This is a genomic window from Streptomyces sp. NPDC058086, from assembly GCF_042885015.1.
Taxonomy (GTDB): Bacteria; Actinomycetota; Actinomycetes; order Streptomycetales; family Streptomycetaceae; genus Streptomyces.
In genome coordinates, this window is sequence record NZ_JBHVST010000002.1 from 206388 (window position 1) to 218752 (window position 12365).

At 72.9% G+C, this 12365-nt stretch carries 11 protein-coding genes; 8 read left to right on the top strand and 3 right to left on the bottom strand.

Annotation, left to right across the window (positions count from 1 at the left end):
* Window positions 1-7 precede the first annotated feature (7 nt).
* Window positions 8-1273, top strand: a complete 1266-nt coding sequence (locus tag ACFVWD_RS02445) for a haloacid dehalogenase-like hydrolase (protein ID WP_389593452.1) — start codon at window positions 8-10, stop codon at window positions 1271-1273.
* 43 nt (window positions 1274-1316) lie between these two features.
* Window positions 1317-2177 (top strand): DUF2510 domain-containing protein, encoded by an 861-nt coding sequence (locus ACFVWD_RS02450; protein ID WP_389593454.1) that lies wholly within the window; start codon window positions 1317-1319, stop codon window positions 2175-2177.
* Window positions 2178-2183: 6 nt separating this feature from the next.
* Here ACFVWD_RS02450 and ACFVWD_RS02455 read toward each other — a convergent pair whose 3' ends face one another.
* Window positions 2184-3386 carry an amino acid deaminase/aldolase gene (locus tag ACFVWD_RS02455; protein WP_389593456.1) on the bottom strand — a complete coding sequence of 401 codons (1203 nt, stop codon included), beginning with the start codon at window positions 3384-3386 and terminating at the stop codon, window positions 2184-2186.
* An 821-nt stretch (window positions 3387-4207) separates the two neighbouring features.
* Here ACFVWD_RS02455 and ACFVWD_RS02460 point away from each other — a divergent pair.
* Window positions 4208-5971, top strand: coding sequence for a hypothetical protein (locus ACFVWD_RS02460; RefSeq protein ID WP_389593457.1), 1764 nt, complete (start codon window positions 4208-4210; stop codon window positions 5969-5971).
* On the top strand, window positions 5968-7230 hold the full coding sequence (gene mycP, locus ACFVWD_RS02465; RefSeq protein WP_389593458.1) for a type VII secretion-associated serine protease mycosin: 1263 nt from the start codon (window positions 5968-5970) through the stop codon (window positions 7228-7230). The genes ACFVWD_RS02460 and mycP overlap by 4 nt, the downstream gene beginning before the upstream one ends.
* A 101-nt stretch (window positions 7231-7331) precedes the next feature.
* On the opposite strand, the gene ACFVWD_RS02470 is transcribed toward mycP, so the two are convergent.
* Entirely contained in the window at window positions 7332-8300 is a 969-nt protein-coding gene (locus tag ACFVWD_RS02470; protein WP_389593460.1) for a serine hydrolase, read from the bottom strand.
* 149 nt (window positions 8301-8449) lie between these two features.
* On the opposite strand from ACFVWD_RS02470, the gene ACFVWD_RS02475 reads away from it, so the two are divergent.
* Complete coding sequence (locus tag ACFVWD_RS02475; RefSeq protein ID WP_054236134.1) at window positions 8450-9181, top strand: SseB family protein; 732 nt, start codon at window positions 8450-8452, stop codon at window positions 9179-9181.
* Between the two features lie 46 nt (window positions 9182-9227).
* On the opposite strand, the gene ACFVWD_RS02480 is transcribed toward ACFVWD_RS02475, so the two are convergent.
* Entirely contained in the window at window positions 9228-9584 is a 357-nt protein-coding gene (locus ACFVWD_RS02480; RefSeq protein WP_054236133.1) for a DUF1844 domain-containing protein, read from the bottom strand.
* 382 nt (window positions 9585-9966) lie between these two features.
* On the opposite strand from ACFVWD_RS02480, the gene infC reads away from it, so the two are divergent.
* From infC to rplT, 3 genes are all read left to right on the top strand, one after another.
* Window positions 9967-10683 (top strand): translation initiation factor IF-3, encoded by a 717-nt coding sequence (gene infC, locus ACFVWD_RS02485; RefSeq protein ID WP_248297675.1) that lies wholly within the window; start codon window positions 9967-9969, stop codon window positions 10681-10683.
* A gap of 156 nt (window positions 10684-10839) precedes the next feature.
* Window positions 10840-11034, top strand: a complete 195-nt coding sequence (gene rpmI, locus ACFVWD_RS02490; RefSeq protein ID WP_007829094.1) for a 50S ribosomal protein L35 — start codon at window positions 10840-10842, stop codon at window positions 11032-11034.
* A 95-nt stretch (window positions 11035-11129) separates the two neighbouring features.
* Window positions 11130-11513, top strand: a complete 384-nt coding sequence (rplT, locus tag ACFVWD_RS02495) for a 50S ribosomal protein L20 (protein WP_054236131.1) — start codon at window positions 11130-11132, stop codon at window positions 11511-11513.
* Window positions 11514-12365 lie beyond the last annotated feature (852 nt).

The window sequence follows — 12365 nt, forward strand, 5'->3', positions numbered from 1 at the left end:
ACGTCCCATGCGATATCGATCCGTTCATGCCACTTTCGCGTGGACCCTGGTCGCGGGCGCCCCCCAGGCGGCCGCGCCACCCGCCTCCTTCGGCCCCCGTCCCGACTGCCCGCGGCTTGCCGCGCCCTGGTACGGCGACAACCGCGCCCACCTGCAACAGGTGATCGACGAGCGAGGCACCTGCGCCGGGCCGATCCCCCCGGCGGGCCGCCCGGTCGCCGCCTTCGACTGGGACAACACCGTCACCAAGAACGACGTCACCGACGCCACCCTCGCCTGGGCCCTGGGACACGACAAGATCCTCCGCCCCGCGCGCTGGCGGGACACCAGCCAATGGCTCACGGACGCGGCGGACCGAGCGCTGACCGCCGCCTGCGGCACCAGCACACCCGCGGGCACACCCCTCCCCACCTCGGCCGAGCCCCGCTGCGCCGACGAGATCCTCGAGATCCGCGAGAACGGCCGGACCATGAGCGGCGCCGCCGCCTTCGCCGGTACCTGGAACCACCGGCGCACCGTCCCCCAGTACGCCTGGGTGCCCCAACTCTTCGCCGGACGCACCGTCGCCGAGCTGACCTCGTACGCCCGCAGCGCCCGCGCACAGGCCCTGGCCGCGCCCCTCGGCTCGACGCGCACCCTGGGCACGCACACCCTCCCGGCGTACGTCCGCTACTACGAGCAGCAGCGCGAGCTGATCCGTACCCTCCAGAGGGCCGGATTCGACGTCTACGTCGTCTCCGCGGGCGCCGAACCGGTCACCGAGGTCTGGTCGCGGGGAGTCGGCATCGACGCCCGGCACACGATCGCCATCCGGTCGGTGCTCGACCGGCGCGGCCGGATCACCACCTGGAACGAGGGCTGCGGCGGCGTACCGGCGACCCGGGGCGAGGCCATCCCGTACATCGACGGCAAGCGCTGCTGGATCAACCAGGAGATCTACGGCGTCCACGGCGCCGCGGCCTGGCAGCGGCAGGACCCACGCCACCGCACCGCGCTCGCGGCCGGTGACGCCGACACCGATGTGACCTTCGTCGGGGACGCCACCGGAGCCCACCTGGTCCTCAACCGCAACAAGAGCGAACTCATGTGCCGCGCGTACGACGACGCCGACGGCCGCTGGGTGATCAACCCGATGTTCATCGGGCCGCTGCCGCGCAGGCCGGAGCCGTACCCGTGCGCGACCAGCGCCCACAACGCGACCGGCGGCGGCGGGGAACCCGTCCTCAGGGACGACGGTTCGGTCGTACCCGACCAGAAGGACACCGTCTACTGAGCACCCGTGTACTGACGTTCGGGGCGCGCCCTAGAGTGCCGGAATGAGCATGACGCCTCCGCCCGGCTGGTACCGCGACCCCTCGTACCCGCTCGTCGAGCGCTGGTGGGACGGCACCGCCTGGACGGACCACCGGCGAGGACCCGAGGCACCCCAAGTGCCCCTGGCACCGCCGCAACCCGTCGCCGGCGGCTCCGGCCGCGCCAAGGCCGTGGCGCTCGTCACCGCCGGAGTCGTCCTGGTCACCTCGATCGTCACGGGCGCCTTCGTGCTCGGCCGGGACGGCGGCGACGGGGGCGCCGCGGCGACACGGACCACCCCGGCCGCCGCACCCGTACAGACCACCGGTTCCCCGGCCGGCCCGTCCTCCGCCGACCCGTCCGTCGTCGTGGACGAGCTCAACGGCATCGCCCTGCCGCTGCTCGACGGCTGGGTCCGCGCCCAGGACATCGCCGAGGACGACGTCATGATGACCACCCCCGGCACCTACGACTGCCCGGGCGACCCCGGTCTGTGCCGGCACGGGCGGGTCATCTCGCGAACCGTCACCGCGAACGACGAGAGGTCCCCGAAGGCCCTCGCCGAGCACGACATCGCGGACGCCGCGAACACCGCGTACGACCGCGACCTCCTCGACAACCGGCCCTTCCACGGCGTCACCTCCCACCGGCAGCTGCGGGCGAGCCCGGTCGCCGTCGCGGGCAGCGTCGGATACCTCGTGCGCTGGCAGGTGAAGACGGGGGCGGGACCCGGGGGCTACGTCGAATCGCTGGCGTTCCCCGCCGGCGTGGGCTCGCGGGCCCTCGTCATCGTCCGCTTCGTGTTCGACGCGGGTGCGGACGGGCCGCCGCTCACCGACATGGACCGGATCACCCAGGGGATCCGGCCCGTGGGCACGCGGTGAGTCCGGCTACAGGAAGGTGTGGCCCTCTCCCCGGTACGTCGGGACGGTGGCCGTCACCGTGTCGCCCTCGATCAGGTGCAGCGCGTCGAACCGCTCGCACAGCTCCCCGGCCTTCGCGTGCCGGAACCACACCTTGTCGCCGATGAGCAGGTCGTCCGCCGGGGCGCCGAGCAGCGGCGTCTGCACCTCGCCGGGGCCCTCCTGGGGGTCGTAGCGCAGGCCCTCCGGCAGATGGGGGACCGGCAGCCGGTCGGGGCCCGGGGCGCCCGAGGCCGGGTAGCCGCCGCCGAGCACCGTGACGACCCCGACGCCGGGCCTGCGTACCACCGGGTGCGCGAAGAGCGCGGCCGGACGTCCGCTGAACGACGTGTAGTTGTCGAACAGCCGAGGAACGTACAGCCCGGAGCCCGCCGCGATCTCGGTGACCGCGTCCTCGGCGGCCGTGTGCTGCACACTGCCCGTCCCGCCGCCATTGACGTACTCGAGGTCCGGCGCCACGGCCCGTACGGCACGGACCACCTCGGCGCGCCGCTGCGCGAGCTCCTTGCGGGCGGTGGCCTGCATGAGCCTGATCGCACGCGACCGGAAGGGCCGCCCCGCGACGGCGTCACCGACGCCCGCGACATGACCCTCGTACGCCATGATCCCCACCAGCCTGAACCCGGGCCGGCGGACCACGGCGCGGGCCAGGTCGGCGACCTGGGCGGGCGAGTGCAGCGGCGAGCGCAGCGCCCCGACCCGCACCCGGCCTCCGAGCAGCTTGAGGGAGGTGTCCAACTCCAGGCAGACGCGCACCACTTCGGTGCCGCCCCGGCGGGCCGCGTCGATCAGGCGGAGCTGGGCGGGGTCGTCGACCATGACGGTGACGGCGGCGGCGAGCTTGGGGTCGGAGGTCAGCTCGGCGAAGCCCTGGGTGTCCGCCGAGGGGTAGGCGAGCAGGATGTCGTCGAAGCCGGAACGGGCCAGCCAGATCGACTCGGCCAGGGTGAAGGACATGATCCCCGCGAAACCGTCCCGCTCCAGGACGCGCTCGAGCAGGGCGCGGCAGCGCACCGACTTGCTGGCGACCCGGATCGGCTTGCCACCGGCCCTGCGGACGAGATCGTCCGCGTTCGCGTCGAAGGCCTCCAGATCCACGATCGCGAGAGGGGCGTCGAGATGAGCGGTGGCCCGGTCGTAGCGGGCCCGGTCTGCGGCGCGGGCAGTCATGACCGAAGCCTGCCAGACGCGATTACCGCAGGGTAGGGGGATGTTCCGGGCAGATGCCCCGGGCATGCGGACTGGTTCTCTCCCTGCCCACGTCAACCCGTAGAGTGACGCGCACGCAGGGAGGAACGACCTTGTCCGGGCGGGTCGTGCCCGGGATGACGGTCCGTCGCCACGGGTATGGGTGCTCGTGACGGGTGAGTCGCCGAGGTGGTTTCTTCCGTACACGTGAGCGGCCCGGCGGATTCCGGGCCGGGTCGGTAGCCCGGGTACGAGGAAACGGGGGGTGCATGAGCACGGAAGCGCGCCGCGCCTCCATCCCGCCACGCCCGGCCACCCCACCCCGCCCGGCACAGTCACCGGGAGAGTCGCCCGAGGGAGCAGCGTCTCCCGCGCAGGACACCCCACCGCCTCCCGCGGAAGGCCGCACCGGCTCCTCGCCCTCCCGCCCGACGCCGTCGCCGCGACCGGCGCAGCGCGCCGGCGAGGCTGCCGCACCGTCCCGCCCGGCGACCCCACCACGGCCTGAGCAGGCCCCGTCGAGCGGGGAGCGCGTGCCGTCCGGCCGGGCGACCCCGCCGCGGCCGGAACAGTCTCCTGTGAGCGTGGAGCGCGTGCCCTCCTGGTCGGCGACCCCGCCGCGGCCCGAACAGTCTCCGAGGAGCGAGGGCGGTGTGCCGTCCCGTCCGGCGACCACGCCGAGGCCGGAGATGTCTCCCGGGCCTGGGAATCCGGTGCCCCCGCAGAGGTCCGAAGCGCCGCCCGCGGGGGACGTCACGCGGCCGCCGCGTCCGGCGACCCCGCCGCGGCCCGAGCAGTCCCCCGTGGGCCAGGCCCCCGTGGGCGAGGACGCGGTGCCGCCCCGCCCGAAGTACCTGCCCTCGGGCGCCACTTGGCGGCCGCGCCCGGCCGAGCCGCCTGTGGGCGGCGAGCCCTGGTCGCTGCCGAGCCCACAGGAACCGCCCGCGGCCACCGCCCCGGGTCCCCGCCGGACGGAACCGTCCGTCGTCGGCGAGCCCTGGACGCTCCCCGACTCCGGGGACCTGCCCCCGGGAGGCGCCCCGCGCCGCCCGGCGGAGCGGCCCGCCACGGCTGACGCCCCCGCCGCGCGCGTACCCCGGCAGAGCCGTCCGTCCCCGGCGGACGACGCCATGACGGCCCCCCGCGCGGGCGCCGCCTCCCAGCCACCAGGTTCGTCCACCGCCGGGACCCCGGGTTCGGGCGGCGAGTCCCGTACCCCGTTGTCGCCCGATGCCGCCGCCGGGGCGCCCCGCGCGGGCGGTGGTTCCCAGCGGCCGGTGCCGGCCGGCTCCCCCGCGGACGCGGTCTCGCGCTCGGGTGAGGCGTCCGACGCCTCCGGCGATGTCATCGCCCGCCCGGGCGGCGGCGGTACCCGGGCGTCGCGCCCCTTCCGGCTCGCGCACGACCCGCAACCGACTTCGGGGTCGTCCTGCGCCGGTACGACGCCCTCGCAGGCGCCGGGCGCCACCGACACGCCGGAGCCGCCGCGCCACGAGCCGACGCACCCCCGCTTCCCCGGCCGGCGCACCACTCCCGCGTCCCCGCCCCCGCCCCCGGCCTCCGCCCGCTTTCCCGACGCCCCGCCCGCCGGTCGGCACCCCGGCGTGCCGCACCCCGGCCCGGCCCGGCGGACCCCCGTGCCCGAGGACGGGATCACGGAGACGACCACGCGGCTGCGCCCCATCCCCGCGGAGCGGCCCGCGGAACCGTCCGCCCCGGCGAGCCCGGCCCCCGGCACGACACGCCCGTACGTGTCGTTCGCGGAGCCCGAGACCTACGACGACACCAAGCGTCGGCGCCACGTCGGCGCGCGCACCCGGCCCCGGGCGGCAGCGGCCGCGGCCTGTGTCGTGCTGGGCCTCGGCCTCATCGGCGGCGCGGCGGCCGGAAGCTGGCTGACCGGCGACGGCACGGACGGGGACGGTACGCACAGCGCCTTCGTGGCGGCCGGAAGCCTGTGGCACAGCGTGCCCGTGGACCAGCTCTTCCCGCCCACCGTGCAGGGCCAGGGCGCGGGCCCCGGCGGCGCCGACCGCACCTGGACCCGGCTCACCGTCGCCCCGGACAGCGGCTGCGCGAACGCCTTCGATCCGCTCCTGAGCAAGGCGCTCGCCCCGGCCGGCTGTCTGCGGCTGCTGCGCGCCACCTACACGGACGCGACCCGCAGCCAGGTCACCACCGTGGGGCTGCTGATCACCAAGGCGGACCCGGCGGCCATGACCGCGCTGAAGAACCGTTTCCAGCAGGAAGGCCTCGACCGGCGCACCGATCTGATGCCCCGTCCGTACGCCGCCAAGGGCACCGTCGCCGCCGGGTTCGGCGACGCCCAGCGCGCGTCCTGGACGGTGTCGGTGCTCACCGACGCCCCCGTGGTCGTCTACGCCGTCTCCGGCTTCGCCGACGGCCGTATCGTCACCGCCCCGCAGCCCGCCGCGGACGCCATCAAGCCCGGTGCGACCACGGCTCCGGCCCAGGCGGGCCTGGGCCACGACGCACAGGGACTCGCCGACCGCATCGAGCGCAGCCTGCGCAAAACCGTCGGCTCGGCCACGGAGAAGCCGTCATGACCCGCAAGGCCACCATCAGCAGGGCCACCACCAGCAAGGCCACTCGCAAGGCCAGCCGCAAGGCATCCGGCAGGGCCACCCAGAGGGCCGGAGCCCTGAGCGTCCTGCTGGCCGCGTCCCTCGCCCTGCTCCCGTCCACCGCCGCGCACGCCGACGGCATACGTGCCCAGGAGTGGGCCCTCGACGCGATGCACACCCAGCAGGCCTGGCGTACCACGAAGGGCCAGGGCATCACGGTCGCGGTCCTCGACACAGGCGTCGACGACCAGCATCCGGACCTGGCCGGCAACGTCCTCACCGGAAAGGACATGGTCGGCTTCGGGGCGCAGCGCGGTGACCGCGCGTGGGCCCGGCACGGCACCGCGATGGCCGGGATCATCGCCGGTCACGGGCACGGCGTCGGCAATGGCGACGGAGTCCTGGGCATCGCCCCCGAGGCGAAGATCCTCCCCGTCCGCGTCATTCTCGAAGACGGCGACTCGGCCCGTACGAGGGCCCGCAACACCCGTGGCAACGCCCTCGCCGAGGGCATCCGCTGGGCCACCGACCAGGGCGCCGACGTCATCAACCTCTCCCTCGGCGACGACTCCAAGTCCGCCCATCCCGAGCCCGCCGAGGACGCGGCCGTCCAGTACGCCCTGAAGAAGGGCGCGGTCGTCGTCGCCTCGGCCGGCAACGGCGGTGAGAAGGGCGACCACATCTCGTACCCGGCGGCCTACCCGGGCGTGATCGCGGCCACGGCCGTCGACCAGAACGGCACTCGCGCCTCGTTCTCCACCCGCCGCTGGTACGCCACCGTCAGCGCCCCCGGCGTCGACGTCGTCATCGCCGACCCGGACGACAAGTACTACGAGGGCTGGGGCACCAGCGCCGCCTCCGCGTTCGTCTCCGGCGCGGTCGCGCTCATCAAGGCGGCCCACCCGGGCCTGTCCCCGGCGCAGATCAAGAAGCTCCTGGAGGACACCGCCCGCAACGCCCCCAGCGGCGGCCGCGACGACTCCCGCGGTTTCGGCTTCATCGACCCCGCGGCGGCCATCGAGGCCGCCGGCCGCCTCAAGCCGGACAGCACCCACGCGGCGGCGTACGGCAAGAAGTACTTCGGTACGGGCCCCGACGCCGCCCCGGACGACAACCAGCCGTCCGGCTGGGCGGGCCCGGCGGCGGGCGGCGCGGGCGTGGTCCTGCTGGCCGCGTCGGTGATCCTGTGGCGTGGCCGCAGGTTCTCAGGGCAGGACGCATCGGGCGACGTGCCCCTTTAGGGGCGCGGGGCTGTGACATATGCGGCTCCGCCGCGTGGGCGCGCCCAGCCACTGCTTACCCGCAGCCGAACGGACACCCCGCACCTTTACGCCCCCTGAACTCACGCGGAGCCGAACGCGGCCACCGCCGCCTTCGCCGCCGCCTCCACCACCGAGATCCCCTTGGCCTTGGTCGTGTTGCCGTTGGACAGCGTCGCCACCAGGTACTCGGCACCGTCGACAGTGACCCGACCGATGCTGTTGATGTCCCACAGCCCGGTCGAACTCCGCGCCAGCCACCCGTTCTTGAGGGCCCACTGCGTGCCGTCGGCCGCCGCCGACACCCCCCAGTGCTGATCGGCGGCGATCTCGCCCATCAGCCCCTGGAGATACGTGCGCGAGGCCTCGCTGAGCTCGGAGTCGTCCCCGAACACCTGCTGGAGCAGGGTGAGCTGGTCGGCGGCCGTGGTCTGGGTCAGGCCCCACAGCGCACCGTCCCCGCCGGAGGTGCCGGTCAGTCCGAACCGCTTGTTCGAGGCGTCGAGACCGTCCGCCTGCCCGATGATGTCCCACAGAGCGGACGCGGAGGCGTTGTCACTGTTCGTGATCATCGCGGTGGCGTACGTCTTCTCCGTCGCCGTCAGATGCCGGTCCGCGTCCTGCGCCTGGAGCAGCAGCGTCGCGAGGATGTCGACCTTGACGATGCTGGCCGTGTCGAAGGCTCCCTCGCCGTAGGCGGCGCCCTCGCCGGAGTCGATGTCGAACACCGCGACCGACACCTCTGCGCCGTCCTCCAGGGCCACGGCCTTCATCGCCTTGGTGAGCAGGGCGTCCCGGTCCACCGTGGGCTTTGTCACAGGTTCCACCGATGCCTCCTGGCTGGGGGATGACGCGGCCGATGCCGAGGACGACGTACCCGGCGATGCCGAGGGGGAGGATACGAGGCTCCCGCGGTCGTGCGCCTGTGCCTTCACGTACACAGCACCCGCCGCCGTACCGCCCACGAGGACGGCGGAAGCCACCACGGTGTAGACGAGGGTCCTGCGTCCGGAGCGGCGGGTGCGACGCCGACGAGCTCTGTGAGGGGCCATCCCGCGATGCTCGGGGCGGTGCCTGTGCCCGGCGTTAGACGGATGTTAGAGGTGTGTCAGCGAAACCTGAGAATCCCGTGAAAGCTGTCAACGCCAGGTTTCCGGGCCCGCACAAGCCCAGCAGCATCCCCCCGATAGGGTCGGGGACCGTGGCGAACAAGAACATTCCCGACTCCGGCTTCCCCGACGACGACGGCTCCGCCGATCCCCGGCTGAGCGCGGCACTCGCGGCCTGGGCCGAGGACCGCACCGCCGTGGGGCCGGTCCTGGAGGCGCTCAAGGGTGCCCGGCTCCTCGTGCCCGTCGTGGCCGTCCTCGGCGAGGTCGAGGAGGACGAGAACGGGCTGCGTCACGAGAAGACCAGCGACATGGCGGTGCCCACCCTGAAGGCCGGCCATCGCACCGCCCTGCCCGCGTTCACCTCCACCGAGTCGCTGGCCCGCTGGGACCCGGCGGCCCGCCCCGTCGCCGTACCCCTGCACCAGGCCCTGCAGGCCGCCGCGCACGAGAAGGCCGACACGGTCGTCCTCGACCTGGCCGGTCCGGTGCCGTACGAACTGACCGGCTCGGCGCTGCTCGCCCTCGCCGAGGGGCGTACGACGGCGGACCCGCTCGCCGATCCCGCCGTGGTCGAGGCGGTACGCGCCGCCGTGGCCGCCGAGCCCGCCGTACTCCGCGCCCACCTGGGACCCGGCCAGGCCGACGGCACCCTCGCACTGGTACTGGACCCGACCGCGGCCCCGGCCGAAGCCGCCCGCGCGCTCGCCGGGCGGCTCGCCGCCGACGAAACACTGAGGGCCCGCCTGGTGCGCGGTCTCGACCTGGCACTGCTGCCGGCCGGGACGACGCCACCGGGCGAGCCCTTGTACGTACGTCAGTAAAAGCGGGAGCGGGAGGGGAAGCAGAGCCTCTCCGGCGGATCAGGTCCTAGCCGTAGATCGGGCCCGTGTACTTCTCGCCCGGGCCCTGGCCCGGCTCGTCCGGGACGATCGACGCCTCGCGGAACGCCAGCTGCAGCGACTTCAGGCCGTCGCGCAGCGGGGACGCGTGGAAGGAACTGATCTCGGTCGCACTCGCGTCGAGCAGTCCGGCCAGCGCGTGGATCAGCTTGCGCGCCTCGTCGAGGTCCTTGTACTTGTCGCCCTCCTCGGTCAGACCGAGCTTCACGGCGGCGGCGCTCATCAGGTTGACGGCGACCGTCACGAGGACCTCGACCGCGGGGACCTCGGCGATGTCGCGGGTCATGCTGTCGAAGTCGGGGTTCTGGGGAGGGGTGTCACTCATGTCCCACACGATAGGCCCCGGCACGCCGGCACCCGTCCGCGGGAGCGCGGAGGCGCTCGGTTAGCGCGGGCCCGGGGGAGCTGCTAACCTTGTGTAACGACCGGCCGGATGCGCCCATATGTATGTAAGCGTGCTCGGCCCACAAGTGGAGGCTCCGATCTCCCACCCGACCGTCCCCAGGGATGGCGGGTCACCCGGTCAGGCGGCCACCACCGTTCCGTACGGACGGTGGAGTCGCCCGAATGTGCGCCCCGCGGTTCACCGCGGCGGTGCTCCGGTATTCCTTGGAGCCCCGCCTGTGTACCGTCCGGGGCATTTTTCATGCCCCGCGGTGGTTGGTCCAATGTCATCAGAGACATACGCGGCTGTCCGCCAGACCGCCGTGTGGTGCTACCGAGGAGGATCCATCAGCACCGAGCCCCGCATTAACGACCGGATTCGCGTTCCCGAGGTGCGACTTGTCGGTCCCAGCGGCGAGCAGGTCGGGATTGTTCCGCTTGCCAAGGCGCTGGAGCTTGCGCAGGAGTACGACCTCGACCTGGTCGAGGTGGCGGCGAGCGCCCGTCCGCCGGTCTGCAAGCTCATGGACTACGGGAAGTTCAAGTACGAGTCGGCCATGAAGGCCCGTGAGGCGCGCAAGAACCAGGCGCACACGGTCATCAAGGAAATGAAGCTCCGGCCGAAGATCGACCCGCACGACTATGACACCAAAAAGGGTCACGTCGTCCGGTTCCTCAAGCAGGGCGACAAGGTCAAGATCACGATCATGTTCCGCGGTCGCGAGCAGTCCCGGCCGGAGCTCGGCTACCGACTGCTGCAGCGTCTCGCTTCGGACGTCGAGGACCTCGGGTTCATCGAGTCGAACCCGAAGCAGGACGGCCGAAACATGATCATGGTTCTCGGTCCGCACAAGAAGAAGACCGAGGCGATGGCCGAGGCCCGTGAGGCCCAGGCGGCTCGTAAGGCGGAAGCGAAGGCCAACCCCGGTCGCTCGCAGAACGCCGCCGACGGTGAGCTCGCCGAGGGTGAGATCGCCGAGGGCGAGACCACTGAGGCCGAGACCGCCGAGGCCCCGGCCGAGGCTTCCGCCGAGGCCTGATCCCAGGGTGAAGGCTCCGGGGAGTCCGGGACGACAGTCCATGGAATCCCCCGGGACATGAGTCCAGGGATGTCAATCGATACATACATGACGTTCCACCGTGCCCGGTTTAACGACCGGGCATCGGAACGCCACTGACGAGGAGAGAACGGCGCTATGCCGAAGAACAAGTCGCACAGCGGTGCCAGCAAGCGCTTCAAGGTCACCGGCTCCGGCAAGGTGCTCCGTGAGCGCGCCGGCAAGCGCCACCTGCTCGAGCACAAGTCGTCGCGCCTGACGCGCCGCCTCACCGGCAACGCCGAGATGGCCCCGGGCGACGCCAAGAAGATCAAGAAGCTTCTCGGCAAGTGATGTCGGGCGCGCATCGCGCGCCTGATCTCTGACCGGGACCCAATCGATTTCGGGCCGTGTGAAGACAACCACGGCCCCGCTACAAGGAGTTAAAAGTGGCACGCGTCAAGCGGGCAGTCAACGCCCACAAGAAGCGCCGGGCGATCCTCGAGGCGGCCTCCGGCTACCGCGGTCAGCGTTCGCGCCTGTACCGCAAGGCCAAGGAGCAGGTCACCCACTCGCTGGTCTACAACTACAACGACCGCAAGAAGCGCAAGGGCGACTTCCGTCAGCTCTGGATCCAGCGCATCAATGCCGCTGCCCGGGCCAACGGCATCACGTACAACCGCTTCATCCAGGGTCTGAAGGCCGCGAACATCGAGGTCGACCGCAAGATCCTGGCCGAGCTGGCCGTGAACGACGCCGGTGCGTTCGCCGCGCTCGTCGAGGTCGCGCAGAAGGCGCTGCCGTCGGACGTCAACGCGCCCAAGGCCGCGTGACGCTCGCGCTCGCCTGAGCCGTACGTCGCTGTGGACCCGCTTGCCTCACGGCTTGCGGGTCCCGGTGCGTTTGGGCTCCGCCGGCCGATCGAGGGACGCCGCGCGTCGGCGATCTCGGTTCGGCACCGTCGGATTCAGCCCTCGCGGCTGAGCGCCGCAGCGGCGGGAGAAACGCCTGCGGCGCCGTACGGCACGTCGGCTGCGGCGGAATCCCCGCCCCGGATCGGCACCGAACGCCACGCATGACGTGCCGTATCCGGTGCCCCCACCGGGGAGACAAAGCCCACGCGCAACGCCGAAGCCCTCCGACGGGGGACAGCTGGTCGGCCCCGGGTCCGGCGGCGGGGTTGCGTCCCGTCGGACGAGGCCTCCACCGGGGACATCCAGCCGGTCGGTTCCGGGCCTGCCGACGGGGTTGTGTCCTGGCGGACGCGGTCTCCGGTGGGAGCATCCAGCTGGTCGGCCCCGGGTCCGGCGGCGGGGTTGTGTCCTGGCGGATGCGGCCTCCGGTGGGGACATCCAGCTGGTTGGTTCCGGGTCTGGTGGCGGGGTTGTGTCCTGGCGGACGCGGCCTCCGGTGGGAGCATCCAGCCGGTTGGTTCCGGGTCTGGTGGTGGTGGGGTTCCGTCTCGGCGGATGCCCAACCCGTCGGGCCCGCGCCCGACGGCGGGGCTTCGTCCTGGTGGACGCGGTGTGCCGGGTCGGCGTCCTCCGTCGGAGCTCAGTCGGACCGAGAGTCCAGCACCGCCTCGTCGTAGCTCTGCCGGACCGGGCGTCCGAGGCCGCCGGGATCGCGGTCACCGGGCGCCGGCCGGTGGCGGCAGGCGGCTCGCGGGGCCGGTCCCCGACGCC

Bases quoted from the DNA above. Each gene is read 5' to 3' on its own strand.
- ACFVWD_RS02445 (WP_389593452.1), top strand. From the start codon at position 8: ATGCGATATCGATCCGTTCATGCCACTTTCGCGTGGACCCTGGTCGCG.
- ACFVWD_RS02450 (WP_389593454.1), top strand. From the start codon at position 1,317: ATGAGCATGACGCCTCCGCCCGGCTGGTACCGCGACCCCTCGTACCCG.
- ACFVWD_RS02455 (WP_389593456.1), bottom strand. From the start codon at position 3,386: ATGACTGCCCGCGCCGCAGACCGGGCCCGCTACGACCGGGCCACCGCT.
- mycP (WP_389593458.1), top strand. From the start codon at position 5,968: ATGACCCGCAAGGCCACCATCAGCAGGGCCACCACCAGCAAGGCCACT.
- ACFVWD_RS02470 (WP_389593460.1), bottom strand. From the start codon at position 8,300: ATGGCCCCTCACAGAGCTCGTCGGCGTCGCACCCGCCGCTCCGGACGC.
- ACFVWD_RS02480 (WP_054236133.1), bottom strand. From the start codon at position 9,584: ATGAGTGACACCCCTCCCCAGAACCCCGACTTCGACAGCATGACCCGC.
- rpmI (WP_007829094.1), top strand. From the start codon at position 10,840: ATGCCGAAGAACAAGTCGCACAGCGGTGCCAGCAAGCGCTTCAAGGTC.